Below are 20,945 nucleotides of genomic sequence, written 5' to 3' on the forward strand. Positions count from 1 at the left end.
CCTCCCCTGTATCGTAGTGTCTCAGGCGCCGATAATGACGATATCGTCCGGCGACCAGGCCATGCCGATCCTGTCCCCGGCCTTCATGCCGGCGATCCCTGCGATATCGCGGCTGCGGATATTGATCTTGCTGCCGTCGTTCATCCGCACCACGAGCCGGTATTCGACGCCGAGATAGATCTTGTCCTCGATCATGCCTTCACCGGCATTGCCGCTTTCGGAACCGGCCTCCACGGCGCGGATCCGCTCCGGTCGAAGGACGACGCAGACGTTCTGCGCCGCGGCAACGGCTTGCGCCCGCGGATCGCCTGCCGGCAGACGGGCGCCCCAGCCGTTCCCTTCGACCACCACGCCATCAGGCATGGCACGCACCTTGCCACGCAAGAGGTTTGCCTCGCCGATGAAGTCCGCGACGAATTCGGAGCACGGCTGCTGATAAAGCTCGTTTGGACTGCCGATCTGCTCGAGGCAGCCATCCTTGAAGATGGCGATGCGGTCGCTCATGACCAGCGCCTCTTCCTGATCATGCGTGACGGAGACGACGGTTGCGCCCACCTGCCGGGTGATATGCATGATCTCGATCTGCATCTGCCCGCGAAGCTTCTTGTCGAGGGCTGCCATCGGCTCGTCCAGAAGCACGATGTCCGGCTTGAAGACCAGCGCCCGGGCGAGCGCGACACGCTGCTGCTGCCCGCCGGACATTTCTTTCGGATAGCGCTTGGCACAATGCGCCAGGCCGACGATCTCCAGCATCTCCATGCTGCGCTTTTCACGCTCGGCACGCCTGATGCCGCGGGTCTCCAGGGGATAGGCGACATTCTCGAGGACGGTCATATGCGGGAAGAGCGCGTAGTCCTGGAACATCATGCCGATGTTGCGCTTCTGCGGCGGCACGCCCGTCATGTCACGACCGTCGATCAGCAGGCGGCCGGCGGTCGGCTGGATGAAACCGGCGATGGCGCGCAGAGACGTGGTCTTGCCGGATCCCGAAGGCCCCAGCATCGTCAGGAACTCCCCCTTGCGCAGCTCGAAGGAGATATTGTCGAGGGCCTTTACGGGCCCGTAGAGCTTCGAGACGCCTTCGAGCTTCATGGCCGTGCCGGCGGTGGTCTGGAGAGAGGCGTTCATGGCCTGGCTTCCCTGAATTTATATGAAAGGAGGACGCCGAGCGCCGACAGAAAGATCAGGATGGCCGCGACGGCGGCCGTGGCCGGATCGAGATTGGTTCGAACCTGGTTCCAGATCATGATCGGCACGGTGCGGGTCTGCGCATCGGCCAGGAACAGCGCGATGACGACCTCGTCCCACGAGGTGATGAATGCGAACACGGCACCGGACAGCACGCCCGGCATGATCAGCGGCAGCGTGACGCGCCGGAAGGTGAACCAGCGGCTCGCCCCCAGGCCAAGGCTGGCCGGCGCCAGCGAAGGGTTGACCATGCCGGCGCTGGCAAGCACGGAGACGACGACGAACGGGATCGCGAGCACCGTGTGCGCCAGGACAAGCCCCAGCCGCGTCGCGACGAGGCCCCAGCCCGAGAACACCATGTACATGCCGACGGCAAGCACGATGACCGGTGTGATCATCGGGCTGAGAAGCAACCCCATCACCAGCGCCTTGCCGCGGAAACGATGGGCGTGAAGGGCGAGCGCGGCAGCCGTGCCGATGACGGTGGCGAGCGTTGCGGCGGCGACCGCGACAAGGAGGCTGTTGACCAGAGCGCTTTGCCAGTCGGCGGCGCCGATGACCTTTCCATACCAATCGAGCGTGAAGCCCACCGGCGGAAACTCCAGCGTCGTTGTCGTCGTAAACGACATCGGCACGATGATCAGGGTCGGCAGGAGCAGGAACAGCGCCGTCAAGCCAACGACGAGCCAGAAGAGAATGCGCCTCAGCTTGTCCATGTCACATCCCGTCCTTCGACCGGCCGCGGAGTTGAAGCGCCGTGCGAACGGCGCCGAAAAGCCCGAAGGCGACGGCCGTCAGCACCATGAGGACGACCGCAAGCGCCGCGCCAAGGCCGAAATTGAGCTGTTCGTTGAACTGGCCGGCGATCATCTGCGCGATCATCATGTCGCGCGGGCTGCCGAGCAGGGCCGGCGTGATGTAGAAGCCCAGCGCCAGCGTGAATGCAAGAATGGCGGAGGCCATGACGCCCGGCAGAGACAGCGGGAAATAGATCCGGGCAAATCCCTTCAACCAGCTGGCGCCGCAGATGGACGATGCCTCCATGAGACGGAGATCGATCTTCTTCATGACGGTGTAGAGCGGCAGGACGGCGTAAGGCAGAAGGATGTGGACCATGCCGATCATCACCCCGAACGGCGTGCGGATCAGCCGGACCGGCTTTTCGATCAAGCCCGTGGCGATCAGAAAGTCGTTGATGAGGCCGCTGTTCTGCAGCAGCACGATCCATGAAAAACTACGCAACAACAGACTCACCCAGAACGGGATGAGCAGCGCGATCGTCAGGACGAGAAGGATCGCCCGCCCGCCATGCGCCATGGCATAGGCATAAGGATAGGCAACGGCGACGGTGACCACCGTCACGATAAGCGACACCCGAAATGTCTCGCCGATCACCCGCAGGAAGACGGGTGTCGTGAAGATCTGCTCGTAATATTCGATGCTGCCGCCCGGTAGCGAAATCGCCACGAGCTTTAGCAACGGAAAGACGAAGAAAAGCGCAAGGAACAGGATCGCCGGTGCAATCAGCCAGAAGGCCGGCGGAACCCGAAACGTCCGTGGTGCAGTCGCTACGGGCAGGCCGCGATCGTTGGTTGAGACAGTCATCGTATGTCCGAACACGAAGTTGAAGCAGGACCCGCCCACGCCTGCGGGCGGGTCGCATGCCGGTTTGCCTTACTGGAGGAGCCATTCCTGGAAACGAAGATCGACCTTCGCGCCGTTTTCGGCCCACCAGTCGGCATTCATCAGAACGCGGGTGTCGAGGTGGTCCGTCGGCAGGCTGCCCTTGAACTTAGCGTCAACCGAAGCGAGCGCGTTCTTGTTGGACGGGCCATAGGGCATGTACTTGGTGAACTCGATCTGCTGGGCCGGCTCGGTAAAGAAGCTGATGGCCTTCATTGCCGCTTCCTTGTTCCTGGTGCCCTTCGGCACCACCCAGTATCCGGTCTGGGACGTCCAGTTGGTCCAGTCAATCTTGATGCCCTTTTCCGCGACGTTCACCGCGCGCCCGACCCAGACGAGCGCCATGCTCGCCTCGCCGCTCGACAGCAGCTGCTCCGACTGCGAACCGCTTTCCCACCAGACGAGATCGTCCTTGATCGTATCGAGCTTCTTGAGCGCACGCTCCACGTCGATCGGGTAAAGCTCTTCCGGCTTCACGCCGTCGGCAATCAGAGCCACCTCGAAAATCCCGGAGGCGGCATACTTCCAGACGGCACGCGAGCCGGGAAATTTTTCGGTGTTGAAGAAGTCTGCAAAACCCTTCGGCGCCTCGCCGCCAAATTCCTCGGCATTGTAGGCCAGCACGGTGCCCTCGATGTCCGAAGCCACGCGGTAGGTGCCTGCCGCGCCGTCGATGAATTTCGACTTGTCGACGACGGAATAGTCGATCGGCTCCAGCCACTGCGCGTCGGCGTCGAGGCCGAAGCTGTCATCGGTCAGCAGCAGGTCCAGCGTGACATTGCCGGTTTCCACCATGGCCTTCAGCTTGGCATTGCTTGACGAGCTGTCCTCGACGATTTTGATATCCGGATTCTGCGCCATGAACGGCTGGAAGTAGGATTTCGACTGGGCTTCCTGGTAGACGCCCCCATAGCTCGAAATCGTCAGGGTCGTATCGGCGGCATTGACGGCCGTGCCCGCAAGAAGCGTGGCCATCGCTGTGAGTGCAAGGATATTACGCATGTTCAGTTCCCCATCCTTCTGCTTTGGAATCTTTCGACGTTGAATGTGCCAGCGGGCTAGACGGCCGCCTGGACGGCGATCTCGACGAGAATGTTCTCGGCGGCGAGATTGGCCTCCACCGTCGCCCTGGCGGGCAATGCGGTTTCCGGAATCCAGTCCTCCCAGGCCTTGTTCATCGCTGCGAAATCCGCGACGACATGCTTCAGCCAGACCTGCGCGAAGAGAATCCTGGACTTGTCGGTTCCCGCTTTGGCAAGCAGCTCGTCGATGCGCGCCAGCACCTGCGCGGTCTGGCCGGCGGCGTCCTGGCTGCGATCGGCCGGAACCTGGCCGGTGACATAAGCGATGCCGTTGTGGACCAGCACGTGGCTCAGGCGCTTGCCGTTGGGTTCAAAGCGTTGAATGGACATGCAGTCTCCTTGGCGTCTAGGTTTGGTGCTTGATTGCGCCGGAGGGTTTTAGCCCTTTTGCGGCGCTCGAAATGGCCCGCGCGGTGTTGACCAGCTGCGGAGCGAGGTCCGAGAGAACCTGCTCGGGCCGCCAGCGGCTGAACGGCACGGAAATATTGATCGCCGCGAGCGGCTGCCCCTCGGCATTGACGATGCAGGCGCCGATCGCGATGTCGCCGACGTAGATTTCCTCGGTGATGAGGGAAAAGCCGTCGGTGCGGGCACGCTGCAACAGTTCCATCAACATGGCGGGATCCGTCACGGTATGCGCCGTAAACGCCGCCCGGTTGGACCGCTCGATATAGACAGCCGCCACCTGCTTCGGCAGGGCCGAAAGATAGGCGCGACCCGCCGCCGTGCAGTACATCGGCAGGCGTTGCCCGATCGGAACGTGAATCGGCATTTCCTTATGGCTCGTGAACCGGGCCACATACACCATGTCCGTTTCCCACGGCTCGAGCAGGTTGCAGCTCTCGCCCGTCTGGCGGTTCAATTGCTGGATGAAGGGATTGGCTCGCTCGACCAGTTCTGCGGTCTGGAGATAGCCGGTTCCCATTTCCAGGGATTTCACCGTCAGCCGATATCGCTTGGAGCCGCCGTCGCGCGCCAGGTAACCCATGGCTTCGAGCGTGAACACGGAACGCTGGACGGTGCTTTTGTTGAGGCCGGTGGCATCCGCCAGCTCCAACAGGTTCATGGCCGGCCTGGACGGGCCGAACGCTGTCAGGACTGAAAGGCCCTTTGCAAGAGCGGTGACATAAAGAGGAGAATCTTCAGCTACGGTCATTGTGGCCAATCGCGTCAGGTTGGAGGGACGTGCAGTCATAACACTCCCCTTCCGGCTGTCACGCGCCCACGGAAACGTGCGGCTCTCTCATACATCGATCGTGAAAAGCGCCCGGCCATGATGTCAGCCAGCCCTGCGCGCTTCACGCGCATCCTTGGCATTCAGCCAGCGGTAGGCCATCCACTGGCCAAACCGGATGAAGGATGCGAAGGGATAACGGTCCGGCTCACGGGTGAGGAACGTCGCGCCCGTCTCGAACGGCAGTCCTGCCGCCATCATCGCAAGCTTGGTGCCGAGATGCACGGAGAAGGACACGCCGCTCCCCGCGTAGCCGCCAGCAGTGAAGACCTCGCCGAGGCCTGGAACCCGATAACAGAACGGCAGGGAATTGCGGGTGACCGCAACCCAGCCGCCCCACCAGTGATCCACGTCGATTCCGGCAAGTGCCGGGAATTTCCGCGTCATTGCATCGTACAGATATTGCCGGTGGCGGGGGGCGGACGCATCGGCGCCGGAGATGGCGCTGCGTCCACCGAACAGCATCCGGTTGTCGGGCAGCCGGCGATAATAAAAGAGCAGCCCGCGGGTATCGAACATGCAGTTGCCCGACGGAAGGCTTGCCTCGACCTGCGCCTGCGTCATCGGGGCGGTGACGATGATCTGGGAATGAACGGGCAATATGCGCGCTGCCAATCGCGCGTGCAATTGCGACGACGTATAACCATTGGTGGCCACGATCACCCGTTTGGCGCGGACCGTGCCGGCGGGCGTCGAGAGGTGGTGCGTATCACCCGCTGTCTTCCAGCCGATGACCGGAGAATTCGTGTGAATGCGCGCGCCATGGCTGCGCGCCATGCGATGGATCCCTTGCGCGAGCTTCAGCGGATCGAGGGAGAATCCATCGGGCAGGTAGAGCGCACCATGGCTTTCCGGCCCCTCGTGAATACCGCCCAAACGGCCGGCATCGACATAGCGGGCGGGATAGCCGAGGACAGTGTTGTAAAGTTCCTCTTCCCGCCTGAGCGCGGCTGCGTGGTTCGCGAAGGTGGCAACCTTGTAGACCCCGTCCGGCTGCTTGTCGCATTCGAATTCGCCGCTTGCGATCAGTGCGCGAACGGTATCGAGGCCCTGCCGGAGTTCGCCAAAATACGCCCTGGCGATATCGGCGCCATAGGTCTTGACCAAAGTCGACCACGGCACGCGTCCGCCGGAAATGCGGGCAAAGCTTCCGTTTCTGCCGCTGCAGCCCCACGCGGAGGAGCGGGCCTCAAGGACTGTGGCCTTGATCCCATGATCACGCCCCAAGGCGAGCGCCGCCGACAGGCCTGTATATCCGCCGCCGATGATAGCAACGTCGACATCGATATCTCCCGTGACAGCACCGTCATCCTCAGGCGCTTTCGTATTGACTTTCAGCCAGTAGGAGTCCGGGCCGGACTGTTTCTGATCTGGAAAACTGTGGACGAGAGGATCGTACATTCTTACCTGCTATCGCTATGCGATATCTATATATCGATAATAGTATGTAATTCCAGATTATACGATTTGTCAATATCGACATATGCCACTTGCCTTGGCGTCGAAAAGCAGTTGCAGCGGCACAGCGAAGGTGAGAACAGGCCTGTTGGGAGCTTATTCGTGGAGTCGAAGAGCCCATCTTTGCAGACCGGTCAATCGACAGGGCTTCGCCTTTACCCCCCGTCGGACCGTGTCGTTTTCGGTTCCGGCAATGTCACCGAAGGTGCCGTCCGTGAGTGCCAGCGGGGATCGCCGGAAGTGCCTGGCTTTTATCGATCAGAACGGACCTAGGGTCGAGCGCCTGCTTGGCGCAGTTGGCAAACGCGCCCGACAAGGTTGACGATGCAGGAGGGCCGCCAGGATCCTCCTTGAGAGCCATGACCATCCATATCAGCTCGACAGGATCGAGATCGACCATTGACACCTTCGCGGAGGCGGGCATCATTGCCAACACGCAAAAGCGTGTCGCGATCTCTCAGATTCGCTCGCACGCTTTAGCTCTTTGTTTCCACGTGTCGTTTTCGCAAAACCGCTGCACACATTTGCGCGACATGCATGAGGAATTCGAAAACTGATCCTTGCGACGATGCGGTCACGGGAACTCACCGTACAGAAGACTTGAGTGGCAAAGCCGCCCGGGAGAAAAAATGAACGCAAACCTTTTCGCTCGCCTGCAATCGGCCGTTCGCGACGACGCCGCCATAGCGATCACCGACGCCAGCGGGCAGGTATACAGCTATGGCGACCTCGCCGCGCTATCAGGCCGCCTGGCCAACGTCCTTGTATCGGACGGCGTGAAGCCCGGCGACCGCGTTGCCGTGCAAGTCGAAAAATCCGTCAATGCGCTGGCGCTATACCTGGCGACGGTGCGCGCCGGTGCAGTTTTCCTGCCGCTCAATACCGCCTACACGCTCGCCGAGATCGATTATTTCGTCGGCGATGCAGAACCTTCGCTGATCGTCTGCGATCCGATGGTGCAGACGGGAATGGCAGCCATCGCCGACAGGATCGGTGCTTCGGTCAAAACACTCGACCCCGCAGGTGACGGCAGCCTGGCGTCGGCTGCAGCAACCTCATCCCCGGAATTCGAGACCGTACAGCGGGATGGGAATGACCTTGCCGCCATTCTCTACACTTCGGGGACAACAGGGCGCTCCAAGGGGGCCATGCTATCGCATGACAATCTGGTCTCGAACGCCATGAGTCTCATCGACGCCTGGCACTTCACGGCGGACGACACGCTTATCCACGCGCTGCCGATCTATCACACGCACGGTCTCTTCGTCGCCACGAACGTGACCCTGTTCTCCGGGGCCTCGATGATCTTCCTGGCGAAGTTCGATCGCGACCAAATTCTGGACCACATGGCGAACGCCACGGTCCTGATGGGCGTGCCGACATTTTATGTCCGCCTTCTCCAGAGCCCAAGGCTTGCGGAGGCGACCGCTGGCATGCGCCTGTTCATCTCCGGCTCCGCACCTCTTCTGGCGGAAACCCATATCGAATGGAGCAAGCGCACGGGACACGCCATCCTTGAGCGTTACGGCATGACCGAAACCAACATGAACACCTCCAACCCGTACGACGGTGAGCGCATTCCCGGCACCGTCGGCCTGCCCCTGCCCGGCGTCTCGGTCCGGATCACCAACCCCGAGGTCGGCAGTGCTCTTAGCGTCGACGAGATCGGCATGATCGAGGTCAAAGGACCGAATGTCTTCCAGGGCTACTGGCGCATGCCGGAGAAAACCGCCGCCGAGCTTCGGGAGAACGGATTCTTCATCACCGGCGATCTCGGCAAAATCGATGAACGTGGCTATGTCCACATTCTCGGTCGCGGCAAGGACCTCGTCATCACGGGTGGCTTCAACGTCTATCCGAAGGAGGTCGAGGAAGAGATCGATGCGATCGAAGGCGTCAGCGAGAGTGCCGTGATCGGCCTGCCGCACAAGGATTTCGGCGAAGGCGTGACTGCGGTCGTCGTCCGCACCGCCCAATCCGCAGCCACCGAGGCTACCATTCTTGATATCATCGGCGAGCGCCTCGCCAAGTTCAAGCTGCCCAAGCGCGTCCTGTTTGTCGATGAACTGCCACGCAACACGATGGGAAAAGTACAGAAGAACGTGCTTCGGGATCAGTTCAGGGAACTCTATTCCAACGCCTCGTAATGGCCCGGTTTGACTACAGGTCTTTCCATCCTCACGGTCGCTGCCTTTCGGGAGCGAATGTCGCCAACACGCGAACCGCGCCGGCGGCCGTGCTGGAACGGGTCGCCCGCATCGAGGCCGTTTGCGAACGCCACGGCGTGCCGCTGCCCGCGGCAGCGCTGCAATTCCCGCTCGGTCATCCGCTGGTCGTCAGCGTCATCCCCGGCGCACGCTCCGTCGCCGAGCTGGAGCAGAACCTCGCCTATAGCCGCCTGTCCATCCCGGCGGCGCTGTGGAGCGACCTCAAGACAGAGGGTCTTGTCGCTGCGGATGGCCCGGAACGAAGGCATTGCCCTGCCCGGCTGCGACCGCCGTGGCAAAACTGTTGCGAACCGCCGCGCCGATCGGGTTGACGACCCCGCCGCCTGCGCAGTTGCCGCAAGATAGGTCATGTCCCTCAGCGCATTTTTCATTGCAAAGCGCGGCGCATCCTCATTGCGGTTCAGAACGAAATCGAAGAAGGCCTGATAGAAGGGGCAATCCGTGCGGCTGCCGCTGAGCACGCTGTCGATGACCTGTGGCGTGAGGCCCATTTTCGCACCAACGGTCAGCGCCTCGGAATAGATGGTGGAGTAGCCCATCGAAACGAGATTGACGAGCAGCTTCATCGTGTGGCCGCTGCCTGTCGCTCCGGTGTGCACCACGTATCCGGCAAAGGCTTCGACGACCGGGCGGGCGCGTGCGACATGCTCGCCGCCGCCGCTTCCTTCGGCGTGCGGCCCAGCGGCGCATCGAGCAGCACGATGCCACGGGGTTCCAGCGCGGCTGCCAGCGCGATTTTGGCATATGTCTGCCGCTTTTAAAGGCGCATGGGAATTAATTCCTTTATATAACCCATTGATTTATCTAATCTCTCTCAGAGATTTTTTGACTTTCTACAAGAATTTCACGGTTACGCCGCGTTGCCGAAAATAGGCCTGCATCAGCTTTCTGCCGGAGCGGTTGTTCTGCACGAGCCAGGCCGGATCGAATACAGCTTCCTTCAGACCCTCCTTCGTCAACGCTGCCTTGAGGGTTGCGATATGCACGTCGATATCGGCATTGTCCGCCTGGAGCGATTCATAGATACGGTTTATGACATCGGCTACGGTCGATTCGCTCACTGTTGCATTCCTCATCTTGCCTGGCTGGTGCCTATCACATTTTTCGCCCTGACCCTATCGTGATGAACCCTGCGCTCGTCAAGTAGCCTTCGGCTGGCAATGCAGGGCTTTGGACGACATCCCCAGTCTCAAAGCGTATTCCTGTAAATATCGCCATCCTTCATGATCAGTGACAGCTTCGACGGATCCTGCAGAGCGTTGAGATCGTCGAGCGGGTTGCCGTCGACCACCAGCAGGTCGGCGCGCAGGCCGGTTTTCACCTTGCCGATCTGGTCTTCCATCTGGAACAGTTCGGCCGCGTAGCTCGTCGCCGAGCGGATGACCTCGATCGTGGGCAAGACCTCGCCACGGATCTTGAATTCCATGGACTGGTGCCGGTGGATCGGGCCGATCAGGTCGGTGCCGTAGACCATCTTCACCCCATGGCGTTGCGCCACCTCGAGCTGCGTCGAGCCGATGTCGAGGACATATTTGATCTTGGCGTGCAGTTCCGGCGGCATGCCGATCTGCAGTCCCTCCTCCCACATCGTCGTATAGGCAACGAGGGTCGGAACGAGGATGGCGTCGCGTTCCTTCATGAGAATTGCCGTCTCATCGTCGAGGAAGTTGCCGTGCTCGATCGAACGCACGCCGTTTCTGACCGCATGCTGGATGCAACGGGCCGTATAGGCGTGCGCCATGACGTATTTGCCGGCGTTTTCCGCCTCCTCGACGGCGGCGCGGATTTCTTCGCCGGAGAACTGAACGAAATGAATGGGATCGGTATAGGAGGCAATGCCGCCGCCGACCATCAGTTTCACCTGGCTGGCGCCGCGGCGGATCTCGTCGCGGGCGGCGAGCCGCACCGCATCGACGCCGTCGGCAATGCGGCCGAGGCTCGGGACGTAGTAGTGGCTGTCGAACGCGCTTTCGCCGGCGCCGCGCATGTCGCCATGGCCGCCCGTCTGCGAGATCGCCTTGCCGCTGTAGAGGATGCGCGGGCTGGGGATCAGTTTTTCCTCGACCGCCCGGGCAAGGCCGAAATCGGCACCGCCCGCATCTCGGACGGTGGTGAAGCCGCGCATCAGCATGCCTTCCAGCACCGGCATGGCCCTCAGCGCCGTATAGAAGGGCGACCATTTCGTCAGCTGCAGAAAGCTGTTGATCGGTACGATCACGTGTACATGCGCGTCGCAGAGGCCGGGCATCAGCACCTTTCCCTTGACGTCGATCACCTGGGCGCCGGTGGCCGCCAGCCTCCTCTCACCGATCTCGGCGATCTTGCCGTCGCTGATGAGAACGTCGCGTTCCTCGAGAAGTGTCCCTGCGTCCACATCCAGAATAGATGCGTTCTTGAGAAGGGTCCGGCTCATTGTCTTTTCACTTTCTGATGACGCTGGGGAAAACGGGGCGATAAAGCTGCATGGCGGTGCCGCTGAACATCTCCTCCTGCTCGGAGGGTGAAAGCCAGCGCACGCATTCGGCGTAATCCATGTAGATGTCGCGGAACGGCCGGAAGAGCTTGTCGACGGGAAAATTGCTGGCAAACATCAGCCGCGACGGGCCGAACAGATCGATCAGTTCCGCAATCAGCGGCTTGACGTCCTGCCGTGTCCAGCCGGGCAGCAGCATGCCGAAGCCCGAGATCTTGACGAAGACGTTGTGACAGGACGACAGCAGCCGCATTCCGGCCTTCCATTCCGAGAAGTCACCCGTCCTCAGCCCATCCGGCATGCCGGCCTGGTTGACGACGATCCGGGTCTCCGCATGGGTTCGCGCCAGCCTGGCGACGTCGCCCATCTGGTGCGGATAGACCTGCGTGTCGAAGGACAGCCCGTAGCCGGCCAGCCTGCCGAAGTTGCGGATCCAGCCTTCGTCCCGGAGATAATCGCTGCGTTCGACGTAGCGAAGCTGCGGATCGGGATGCCAGGCGACGATATGGCGGATGCCGCGAAACAGCGGCGACGCCGCCATGTGCGCCTCGATCACATCCGCAGCCTTGGGATCGTCGAGCGCCACCTGGCCGACGATCGCATTGGGAAAACCGCTGTCTTCATGCAGTTTCTGCACGAAGCGTGTTTCTCCGACCGGGTTTGCGGGGTCGAACCCGCCGTCCAGATGCACCGTGCCGATCAGATCGAAATCCGCTGTGTCGGCGAGATAGTCTTCCGCCAGGTAATTTTTGCGGATGGGAGCGGGGTCGCCGACGATGGAAGGCGTGCCCGGCTCCATCCAGGGATAGCTGTTGCGATCGAGATCCCAGAGATGGTGATGCGGGTCGAAAACCTTCAGACGATATGACTTTCCCTCATCTGACGCCTTTGCCGGGGTGCTGCGTACGTTCTCGATTTCTTTTCCAACATCCATTACGACTGTTCCGACGACAGAATTGCTCGTTCGGAAGCCATTTTGCGTTGTCGGGCTTGATTGACAATACGAACGGAGTTGTGTCTCCATGACGAAAAGTCATGAGGTGGACATGCGATGAAAAGAACCGGACCCGACAGTTCCACGCCGATCGACGCCATCGAGCGCGAAGGCAGCCTGCCCTCCCTGACGAGTTTGCGGGCGTTCATCCTGGCGGCGCAATACAAGAGCTTTTCACGGGCGGCGGAAGAGCTGAACATCACCCAGAGCGGTGTGAGCCGCGCCGTGCGCTCCATCGAGGAAATCACCGCGACGCCGCTGTTCGAGCGCACCGGGCATGGCCTGGTCCTGACGGAATCGGGCGCGGCCTATTTCGAAGAGGTCTCGACGCTGCTCAGCGAACTGGGAGCCGCAACGCTCCGGCTCGCGACCTACAAGAGCACGCATGAATCGCTCAGCATCGCGACACTCCCCAGCCTCGGCAGCCGTTGGCTGGCACCGCGCCTGATCCGCTTCCTGAAGCAGAACCCAACGATCGACATTTCGGTCACCGGCAGGATCGGCCACTTCGAATTCGATGGCAGCAACATCGATGCCGCGATCCATTATGGCAGCGAGGCGTGGCCGGGTAGCCTGTCGGAACTGATCATGGACGAAGTGCTGGTGCCGATGTGTTCGCCGGCGTTGATCAGGAAGGGTGTCGCGCCGAATGCGCGGCTGCTGTTCGAGCTCACCCTCATCCAGCACACCCACCGGCCGACCGCCTGGCGGGAGTGGTTCAAGGATGTCGGCATAGACCATCCGCATCCCAACCAGGGACCGCGCTTCGAGCAATATCAGATGGGCATAGAAGCGGCGATTTCCGGGCTCGGCGCGATCCTGATGCCGCCGTTCATGGTGATCGACGAACTGACGTCCGGCCGGCTGGTGCTGCTTCACAGCGTGCCGGTGCCGACGCCGTGGCGGTATTATCTCGTCTACCCCAAAGGCAAACGCAGCAAACCGGGCGTCCAGAAATTCAGGACGTTTCTGCGGGCCGAGGCGCGGCGCACGGCCGAACAAACCTTGCAGCTGATGCGATAGGCCGCGCAAAAAAAGGACCGCCCGCCCTTTAGGGTGCGTGGCGGTCCAATGGTGATGCGGCTTGGGAAACCGCACCTGGGAAAATCAGCGGCCCCTGTTGGCCTTGCGGGAGAGATAGGCGTCAAGGATGACGGCAAGGGTCAGGATGGCGCCCTGCACTTCCAGCCGGGTTTGCGTCGAGGCGTTGACCAGCAGCATGCCGTTGGAAACGCTGCCGATCACCAGGGCGCCCGTCAGCGCCGCCCAAACCGACCCCCTGCCCCCGAAGAGGCTGACACCGCCGATGACCGCTGCGGCAATCGCCTCCAGCAGAAGCGTGGTATCGGCGGAATCCGGCGAGACACCAAGGACGCGGCCGGCGGCGATCATGCCGCCAAGGGCGGCAAAAACACCGGTCAGCGTGAAAGCCGTGACACGCAGGAAGCGGACGGAGATGCCGGCGCGGCGGGCCGCCTCGGCATTCGCGCCGATGGCATAGAGGTAGACGCCAAAGCGGGTCTGGGTCGTAACGTAGGCAAAGAAACCCAGCAGACCGAGCAGGAATGCCACCAGAAGCGGAACGCCCCTGTAGGAATTGAAGACGGCGATGACGATGGCGCCGACGACGGCAAGTGCCACGGCGGGCGCAATCACCGACCAGAGGAACGACGCCGGCAAGGCGTTGCGCTTCTTGGCGGCATAGGATTGCAGGCGGAAGACGAGGCTGAGCAGGATGACGATACAGAGCAGGGCGATACTGACAAAGCCCGGGAGATAAACCGTCGCGACCTTGCCCAGCGGCTGGCCGACCAGCGAGATCAGGTTCGAGCTTGCCGGCAGCAGGTCGAGCAGGATGCCCTGCAATATGAGTGACGTCCCGAGCGTGACGATGAAGGCCGGCGCCCGGAAATAGGTGATGACAAGGCCTTGCACGCATCCGATCGCCGCGCCGATGATCAGGCCGGCGGCGACCGCCGTCACGGTGTCGAACCCTTGATTGACCGCCATCCCCGCCGTGATCGCCGCCGAGACGGCACCGGTGGCGGCGACGGAAAGGTCGATTTCGCCGATGACCAGCACGAACATCAGCCCCAGCGCGACAATACCGGTGGTGACGATCTGCAGCGACAGGTTGGAGAGGTTTCGCGGGCTGAGGAACAGCGGGTTCGCCCAGGCGAAATAGGCCCAGATGAGCACGAGCGCCAGAAGGACCGGTAGCATGCGATACCGTGTCGCCAACGCTCCCAAGGCAACGTCAAACTTCATTTTCTGAGATTCCTGCGTGACGGGTTTGGCAAAGGAGGCCGAGGTCGAGATGTGGTCAGACATGGGCGGCTCCCTCGTTGCGGGACCGGGCCGCCATTTCTTCGTTGCTGATCATTCCCGTGATGGCGCTGACCAGCTCCTCGCGGGTGTATTTGCCGCGGCTGACCTCCGCCACCTTGTTGCCAAGTCGCAGCACCACCACCCGGTCGGCCACCTGCTGTACGTCGCCCAGATCGTGGGAGATGACGATCACCGCCCGGCCCTGCGCACGCAGGCGCTCGATGAGGTTCAGCACCTGCTTGCGCTGTGCCACGCCGAGCGCGGCGGTGGGTTCGTCCAGCAGGACGACACGCGGATCGGTGAGGATCGAGCGGCAGATGGCAACGGACTGGCGTTGCCCGCCAGACAGCGAGTTGGCCGGAACATTGATATCGCGAATCTTCACGTCGAGATTGGCCAGCACCTCCTTTGCCCGCGCCTCCATGCGGGCGCGGTCCAGCCGGCGGCCCTTGTACCATGGATGATAATATTCGCGGCCGAGGAAGAGGTTCTGCACGGTGTCGAGATTGTCGCAGATGGCAAGGTCCTGGTAGACGGTCTGGATGCCGGCGGCGTTGGCGTCATGCGGGCTTTTCAGCGAAAGCGGCGTTCCCGAGACCAGGATTTCGCCCTCGTCCGGCGACTGGATGCCGGAGATCGTCTTGACCAGCGTGCTCTTGCCGGCGCCGTTGTCGCCGACCAGAGCGACGACCTCTCCCGGCCAGATACTCAGCGACACCTTGGTAAGGGCAGCAACGCCTCCGAAACGGATCGACACGTTGCGGACCTCCAGGATCGGCGGTTCGTTGTTGTTCATGACTAGGACCCCGTTTTCATTATTTTCAGGAGCCGTCCCGTGAGGAACGGCTCCTTTTGTTTCGCTCAGTTCTTGCAGAATTCGGCGTCCTTGCCGATGCCGCCGCACAATTCCTCCTTGGTGAACAGGCCGGCATCGATAACGCTTGCCTGCACGGTCTCCGGAGTGATGAAGACGTTCGGCTCCAGACGGGCCGGAACGCCGCCCTCGGTAAAATTGTTGGGCCAGGTGCCGTTGACGACACCCTCGGGTGCCTCCTCGCCCTTGATCTTCGAGACGATCAACTGCACGGCGGCATCCGCCATCCCCTTGTAGGGTGGCGCCATGTCAGCCGCCTGCCATCCGAGAAGCACGCGCTGCACGCCTTCCAGCGTCGCATCGTATCCGCCATAGACCTTGACCTTGCCGACCATATCCTGGGCGCTCAACGCGGCAATGACGCCGCCGCCGGTGTCGTCGTTCATGACAACCGCGCCGTCCACCTCGTTGTTGGTCTTGGTGAGGCACTGCTCCATGTTCTTCTGGGCATTGGCGGCAAGATACAGAAGGGCATCGGCCTGGCAGACGATCTCGACGGTGCCGTTATCGATGAGCGGCTTCAGATACTTGTCGAAACCCTTCATCTGCTCGCCATAGAAGGCAAATTTCGGATCGCCCAGCATGTAGGCGAGACGGACCGGGCGATGCTCCGGCAGGTGCTCGGAGAGATATTTGCCCTGAGCCTCGCCGATATCGCTGAACGGCACGGAAACGTGGTAGGAGACCGGGCCGGGGCCGGGATCATGGGCATAAGTCACGACCGGCACGCCATCGGCTTCCGCCTTGGCGAGAATGCTCGCAGAACGCGGCGGATCGACGGAAACGAGGATGATACCCAGCGCGCCGCTGGCGAGCGCCGATTCAGCCTGCGAAACCTGCTGCTGCATGTCGTCGTTGGCGTTCAGGACCTGCAGCTCGATGCCGGGCGCGTATTTCTTCATCGCTTCTGTCATGTTCGGAATATCGAACTTGGCCCAGCGATTGGTGGTGACGTTGGGCACCAGCAGGTAGACCGTGCCGGAAGGCTCGGCGGCCATTGCGGGCACGGTGCCGAAGAGAGCAACGGCCGATAGCAGCGCGGCGGAGATAGTTCTTTTCATTGGTCATTCCCCTTTTGTAATCCATATGGCCAGCCGGCCGCAGAAGACATAGATTTCACCATTATTTTTATTGCCTGAAGGGGGCCGCCTTGCGGCGGATCGCTTCCTCCGTTTCATCAGGTAGGAACAGGCTATTGCGGCGCCTTCGAGTGCTCAAGATAAGCCCCGTCATTCCATCATGACTTTTTCTCATGCGTTTGCCCGCATGACGTTCGTCAAGGAACACCGCACCGCAAAGCCGAACATCAGCTGTCGGACCAGACGAAAACAGCCCCGACGACGCCAGGCGTCATCGGGGCCGGATCTGTCATTGCGCATCTGTGCCTGGCCAGCCGTCTCACACGCCGGGCGGCAGTCGGGACATTCAGTCGATGGTTCAGGCCGCAAGCACCATGTCGGCAGCCTTTTCGGCGATCATGATCGTAGCCGCATTGGTATTGCCGCTGACCATGGTCGGCATGATCGACGCATCGGCGACGCGCAGTTTGGCGATGCCGTGGACGCGCAGCGTCTCGTCGACCACCGCCATGGCGTCCTGTCCCATCTTGGCCGTACCACAGGTGTGGTGACCGATGCCGGACGTGCTGCGGATATAGGCGTCCAGTTCCGCGTCCGAGCGGACATCGGCGCCCGGCGTCAATTCCGGCCCGCGATAGGGTTCGAAAGCCTCCTGCGCGAAAATCTTGCGGGTGACCCGGATGGCCTCCCGCGTGATCGCCATATCGTATTCGGACGACAGGAAATTCGGATCGAAGATCGGCGCCTCCTTCGGATCGGCCGATTTCAGCCACATCTTGCCGCGGCTTTCCGGGCGGTTCGGCCAGACATGCACCACATAGGAATGGCCCTCCAGCTTGTCCGCCCAGGGCATCCAGATCTTCAGCCCCTGCCCCGGATAATAGGGAATGAACACGGCCTGGCATTCCGGCGCATCGACGCCTGCCTGGGTGCTGAAAAAGCCGCCGGCTTCGAGCGGGCTCTGCGAGACCTGGCCTTTTTTGAACAGCAGGCTGTTCATCATCGCCAGCGTCAGCGAATGGATGCGCAGCGACGAAGCCATCGACACGGGTTTCTTCGAACTGTGCGCCACCGATACGTTGACGTGATCCTGCAGGTTGGCGCCGACGCCCGGCAGGTGCTTTACGGCGGAAATGCCGAGCTTGCCGAGTGCCTCCTGATCGCCGATGCCCGACAGCATCAGGATTTTTGGTGAGTTGAACGAGCCGGCGGCCAGAACGATCTCGCGGTTGGCGCGTACCCGATGGACCGCGCCGCCCTTCTCGTATTCCACGGCAACCGCCACGCCTTTCTCGACTACCACCTTGTGGACATTGGCGTTCACCTCCACCTTGAGGTTCGGCCGGCTCATGGCGGGGCGCAGGAAGGTCTTCGCCGTCGTCTGGCGGCGTCCGCCGGCGATGTTGAAGTCGTAGACGCCAAAGCCGTCCTGCGAAGCGCCATTGAAGTCGTCGTTCAACGGATAGCCGGCCTGCCGGCAGGCTTCGAGATAGGCTTCCGTCAGTTCGCTGACCATCGGCGGCTTGGCGACGGGCATCGGCCCGCGGGTGCTGTGAAAGGCATTGTCGCCGCCGAAATATTTCTCCGACTTGCGGAAATAGGGCAGCACGTCCTCGAACGACCAGCCCGGATTGCCGAGTTGGCGCCAGGTGTCGAAATCGGACGGGTTGCCGCGAATATATTGCGCGCCGTTGAAGATGAACGAACCGCCCAGCATCTTGCCGCGGGGAAAATACTGCGTGCGGCCGTCCATGTTTTTCTGCGGCAGGCAGTTGTAGGCCCAGTTGTTGCGCTTGAACGAAAACAGCTTGGCGGCCAGGAACGGCAGGTCGTAGGAGATTTCGCGGCCCGAGCCGCCGGCTTCCAGAAGCAGTACGCGGTCGCCGCGTGCGCTCAGCCGGTTGGCCAGAACGCTTCCGGCAGACCCGCCGCCGACGATGACAAAATCGAAATTTTCACTGCTCACGGCAACCGGCTCCACATTCGCTTTCTTTCCTAACTCGCCCAAAGCGGCCCCTCCATCAAGCCACGCGCACTCGTTCGTCCATGACTTTGAGTCATACTATACGCCGCAAGGGCCATCTGCGCGGCATGGCGATCCTGCCGGACGCCTACAGCGCCGTCTCGTGGCTCGCCGGGCTCACAGTCGATTTCGACCGCGAACCGGACTTCAGCGCGCCGCTGGCGAAGATGGAAACCAGAATCAGGGGCAGGCAGACGACATAGACCGCCTTCATGCCCCATGCTTCCGCCACGAAACCGAGAAGCGGCGGCGCAAGAAAGAACACGGCGAAGGCCATCTGCCCGACGGCGGCGACGTTGATGGCCGCCGGCCTGTCGGTCTTCTGGCCGGCGGCGGAAATCGCCATCGGATAGACGGCGCTGCAGCCGCCGCCCATCAACGCGAAACCAGCAAGCGCGACATATTCGTGGTCGGCCAGCCAGACCATCGACAGGCCGGCCGCGGCGACAACCAGAAGCACACGCGCCACCACGCTTGCACCGAAGCGATCCACCACCGGATCGATGGTCACCCGCGTCAGCGCCATGAAGAAGGCGAACAGCGTCAGCCCCGATCCGCCGACAAATGGCTCGGACTGGAAGACGTCGCGCATGTAGATCGCCGACCAGTCGATGCCGGCGCCTTCCACCAGGCATGCCGAGATCCCGATGATGCAGAGCGGCATCAGGGCGAGCGTCGGAAAAGCAACGAGAGGCGGTTTGTCGTCGGTCACGATCGCCGGTTTCGGGGCATTGACCATGCCCTTGAAGTTGACGACAGCAAGGGCGAATACGATGGCTGCCACGACGACCATATGCGTCTGCATCGGAATGCCCGCCTGGCGAATGAATGATGCGGTCACCGCGGTGACGAAAAACCCGATGCTCCAGAAGCCATGAGCACGGTTCATGATGCTGAAGCCGCATTGCGCTTCGATCCGGCCGATTTCGACGTTCAACGTCAATTCCAGCGTTCCGGCCAAAAGCCCCGCGAGAAACAGCAGGCCGAACACGAAGGGCGCGCTCGGCATCATCGGCGTGAAGGCCAGCAGAAAGGCGATCCCCGGTATGGCGATGGACAGTGTCCGCTTGCTGCCCAGGCGCTCGATGATCGGCGCCGAGGCCGACAGCGAAATCAGCGAGCCGATCGCCAGGCCGATCAACGTCAGGCCAAGCTGCGCCTTGTCGATGCCAAGACGCGTCTGCAGATCCGGAATACGGGCCATGAAGGCCCCGGTCGCAATCGCCAGCAGGAAAAATGAGAGATATGGTCGTTGATGCGCTGCTATCATGTCAAAAGGGCTCGTCACTGCGGCGGGTCACCGGGCCTGGCGAGCGGCGCGCTCGAAGTCAGTGAGATCGCTTGTTTTCTGGGTCTCGGCGGGAAAGAGGTCGGCCGCATCGGGCGCGACGATTGCGAGGAATGGATTGCCGATCTTGCGGGCTGCATGAAACTCCGTCAAGGAGTCGCCGACGGCAAGGCACTCGGAAGCCTCGGCATTTTCCATCTGCATGATGGCCAGGAACGCGGCATGCTTGGATTGGGGTGAGCCGGATACCGTGCGGAAATACTGCGACAGGCCGCGGCGCTCGATGACGATTTTCAGGTCGTCCTCCGGCATGCCGGAAACCACATGCATAGGCACAATGTCTTTGAGGTGCGCCAAAAGCGCCTCGGCGCCCGGAATGAAAGCGCAGGAGAGCATGCTTTCTTCGATGATCTGTCCGAACCGGTTGCAAAGTCGGTTCACCGTTTCCTCGTCGCCCGGCCGGCCAAAAATCTCGCGTTCGAAATATTCGAATTTCTGCCGCCGGCCGATGCCGCCATGCCGCTGCTGGTAGGCAACGACTTCGGCCAGTTTATCAGGCTCTTCACAACGGTATGTCTCGGCGAAGGCGGCGGTTTTCAGGCGTGCGGAATCGAGGATCACCCCGTCGAAGTCGAAGATGACGGTCTTGAAACGGTCGAGATAGGGCATGTCATCCTCCGGCTGCAGACGGGCACGGAAGCGGTTGGCTGCGTCCGTGCCATACCCGATTCGGGATGCGATGTGCACCACTCCTCGCAAGGGAGGTATCGATCTCGTCGAAGCATCGTCATTTTCGGCAAGGTCCGCACGTTGCATTCCATTCATTTTATTTGTAAACGTTTACATAACTCATATCAATCAGGTTTCCCGTGGTTCTATTTTTTACACGATGACGTAATTGCTGCCGGCATGTCCCAGTCTCCTCGATGGTGGCAGATTGGTCCCAGTGACAACGGGAGGACATCACAGTGAAACAGTATGTCGGATTGGACGTCTCACAGAAGGAAACTGCT

General features: G+C 61.5%; 20 protein-coding genes and 1 pseudogene. 4 read left to right on the forward strand and 17 right to left on the reverse strand.

Going from position 1 to position 20,945, the window contains the following annotated elements; translation table 11 throughout:
- Nucleotides 1-21 precede the first annotated feature (21 nt).
- The 7 genes from DEM27_RS25475 to DEM27_RS25505 all read right to left on the reverse strand — a co-directional run bounded on the left by DEM27_RS25475 (nt 22) and on the right by DEM27_RS25505 (nt 6,588).
- Nucleotides 22-1,128 (reverse strand): ABC transporter ATP-binding protein, encoded by a 1,107-nt coding sequence (locus DEM27_RS25475; protein WP_109461056.1) that lies wholly within the window; start codon nt 1,126-1,128, stop codon nt 22-24.
- Complete coding sequence (locus DEM27_RS25480; RefSeq protein WP_109461057.1) at nt 1,125-1,904, reverse strand: ABC transporter permease; 780 nt, start codon at nt 1,902-1,904, stop codon at nt 1,125-1,127. Before DEM27_RS25480 ends, DEM27_RS25475 begins: the two co-directional genes overlap by 4 nt.
- Before the next feature lies 1 nt (nt 1,905).
- A complete protein-coding gene (locus tag DEM27_RS25485; protein WP_128755568.1) occupies nt 1,906-2,793 on the reverse strand; it encodes an ABC transporter permease in 888 nt (295 codons plus the stop codon).
- 69 nt (nt 2,794-2,862) lie between these two features.
- A complete protein-coding gene (locus DEM27_RS25490; RefSeq protein WP_109461059.1) occupies nt 2,863-3,873 on the reverse strand; it encodes an ABC transporter substrate-binding protein in 1,011 nt (336 codons plus the stop codon).
- 56 nt (nt 3,874-3,929) lie between these two features.
- Nucleotides 3,930-4,283: a RidA family protein gene (locus tag DEM27_RS25495; RefSeq protein WP_109461060.1), complete on the reverse strand. Its 354-nt coding sequence runs from the start codon at nt 4,281-4,283 to the stop codon at nt 3,930-3,932.
- Nucleotides 4,284-4,299: 16 nt separating this feature from the next.
- Nucleotides 4,300-5,148 (reverse strand): IclR family transcriptional regulator, encoded by an 849-nt coding sequence (locus DEM27_RS25500; protein WP_205908960.1) that lies wholly within the window; start codon nt 5,146-5,148, stop codon nt 4,300-4,302.
- Nucleotides 5,149-5,232: 84 nt separating this feature from the next.
- Nucleotides 5,233-6,588 carry an NAD(P)/FAD-dependent oxidoreductase gene (locus DEM27_RS25505; RefSeq protein ID WP_109461061.1) on the reverse strand — a complete coding sequence of 452 codons (1,356 nt, stop codon included), beginning with the start codon at nt 6,586-6,588 and terminating at the stop codon, nt 5,233-5,235.
- 416 nt (nt 6,589-7,004) lie between these two features.
- Between DEM27_RS25505 and DEM27_RS33680 the strand changes: the two genes are divergently transcribed.
- The 3 genes from DEM27_RS33680 to DEM27_RS25520 all read left to right on the forward strand — a co-directional run bounded on the left by DEM27_RS33680 (nt 7,005) and on the right by DEM27_RS25520 (nt 9,184).
- Entirely contained in the window at nt 7,005-7,202 is a 198-nt protein-coding gene (locus DEM27_RS33680) for a hypothetical protein (protein WP_128755569.1), read from the forward strand.
- 72 nt (nt 7,203-7,274) lie between these two features.
- Nucleotides 7,275-8,792 carry a malonate--CoA ligase gene (locus DEM27_RS25515; protein WP_109461063.1) on the forward strand — a complete coding sequence of 506 codons (1,518 nt, stop codon included), beginning with the start codon at nt 7,275-7,277 and terminating at the stop codon, nt 8,790-8,792.
- Nucleotides 8,792-9,184, forward strand: coding sequence for an aldo/keto reductase (locus DEM27_RS25520; RefSeq protein WP_165823589.1), 393 nt, complete (start codon nt 8,792-8,794; stop codon nt 9,182-9,184). The genes DEM27_RS25515 and DEM27_RS25520 overlap by 1 nt, the downstream gene beginning before the upstream one ends.
- Here DEM27_RS25520 and DEM27_RS25525 read toward each other — a convergent pair.
- The 4 genes and pseudogenes from DEM27_RS25525 to DEM27_RS25540 form a co-directional block, all read right to left on the reverse strand.
- Nucleotides 9,075-9,603: pseudogene (locus DEM27_RS25525) on the reverse strand (NAD-binding protein); the annotation flags it as partial. The gene DEM27_RS25520 and the pseudogene DEM27_RS25525 overlap by 110 nt on opposite strands.
- A gap of 103 nt (nt 9,604-9,706) precedes the next feature.
- Nucleotides 9,707-9,949: a hypothetical protein gene (locus tag DEM27_RS25530; protein ID WP_109461064.1), complete on the reverse strand. Its 243-nt coding sequence runs from the start codon at nt 9,947-9,949 to the stop codon at nt 9,707-9,709.
- Nucleotides 9,950-10,062: 113 nt separating this feature from the next.
- Complete coding sequence (locus tag DEM27_RS25535; protein WP_109461065.1) at nt 10,063-11,286, reverse strand: metal-dependent hydrolase family protein; 1,224 nt, start codon at nt 11,284-11,286, stop codon at nt 10,063-10,065.
- Between the two features lie 7 nt (nt 11,287-11,293).
- Entirely contained in the window at nt 11,294-12,280 is a 987-nt protein-coding gene (locus DEM27_RS25540; protein WP_165823592.1) for an amidohydrolase family protein, read from the reverse strand.
- Between the two features lie 117 nt (nt 12,281-12,397).
- Here DEM27_RS25540 and DEM27_RS25545 point away from each other — a divergent pair, with 117 nt between their 5' ends.
- A complete protein-coding gene (locus DEM27_RS25545; RefSeq protein WP_109461067.1) occupies nt 12,398-13,363 on the forward strand; it encodes a LysR family transcriptional regulator in 966 nt (321 codons plus the stop codon).
- Nucleotides 13,364-13,447: 84 nt separating this feature from the next.
- On the opposite strand, the gene DEM27_RS25550 is transcribed toward DEM27_RS25545, so the two are convergent.
- The 6 genes from DEM27_RS25550 to DEM27_RS25575 form a co-directional block, all read right to left on the reverse strand.
- A complete protein-coding gene (locus DEM27_RS25550) occupies nt 13,448-14,671 on the reverse strand; it encodes a sugar ABC transporter permease (protein WP_205908961.1) in 1,224 nt (407 codons plus the stop codon).
- Nucleotides 14,664-15,464, reverse strand: a complete 801-nt coding sequence (locus tag DEM27_RS25555) for an ATP-binding cassette domain-containing protein (protein ID WP_109461068.1) — start codon at nt 15,462-15,464, stop codon at nt 14,664-14,666. Before DEM27_RS25555 ends, DEM27_RS25550 begins: the two co-directional genes overlap by 8 nt.
- A gap of 65 nt (nt 15,465-15,529) precedes the next feature.
- Nucleotides 15,530-16,603, reverse strand: a complete 1,074-nt coding sequence (locus DEM27_RS25560) for a substrate-binding domain-containing protein (RefSeq protein ID WP_109461069.1) — start codon at nt 16,601-16,603, stop codon at nt 15,530-15,532.
- A gap of 376 nt (nt 16,604-16,979) precedes the next feature.
- Complete coding sequence (locus DEM27_RS25565; RefSeq protein WP_165823594.1) at nt 16,980-18,587, reverse strand: GMC family oxidoreductase; 1,608 nt, start codon at nt 18,585-18,587, stop codon at nt 16,980-16,982.
- A 145-nt stretch (nt 18,588-18,732) separates the two neighbouring features.
- Nucleotides 18,733-19,914: an MFS transporter gene (locus DEM27_RS25570; protein ID WP_109461071.1), complete on the reverse strand. Its 1,182-nt coding sequence runs from the start codon at nt 19,912-19,914 to the stop codon at nt 18,733-18,735.
- Between the two features lie 27 nt (nt 19,915-19,941).
- The gene (locus DEM27_RS25575) at nt 19,942-20,601 is read right to left on the reverse strand and encodes an HAD family hydrolase (RefSeq protein ID WP_109461072.1); all 660 of its coding nucleotides are present in this window, start codon (nt 20,599-20,601) and stop codon (nt 19,942-19,944) included.
- Nucleotides 20,602-20,945 lie beyond the last annotated feature (344 nt).

The organism is Rhizobium album (assembly GCF_003122325.1).
GTDB classification, from domain to species: domain Bacteria; phylum Pseudomonadota; class Alphaproteobacteria; order Rhizobiales; family Rhizobiaceae; genus Metarhizobium; species Metarhizobium album.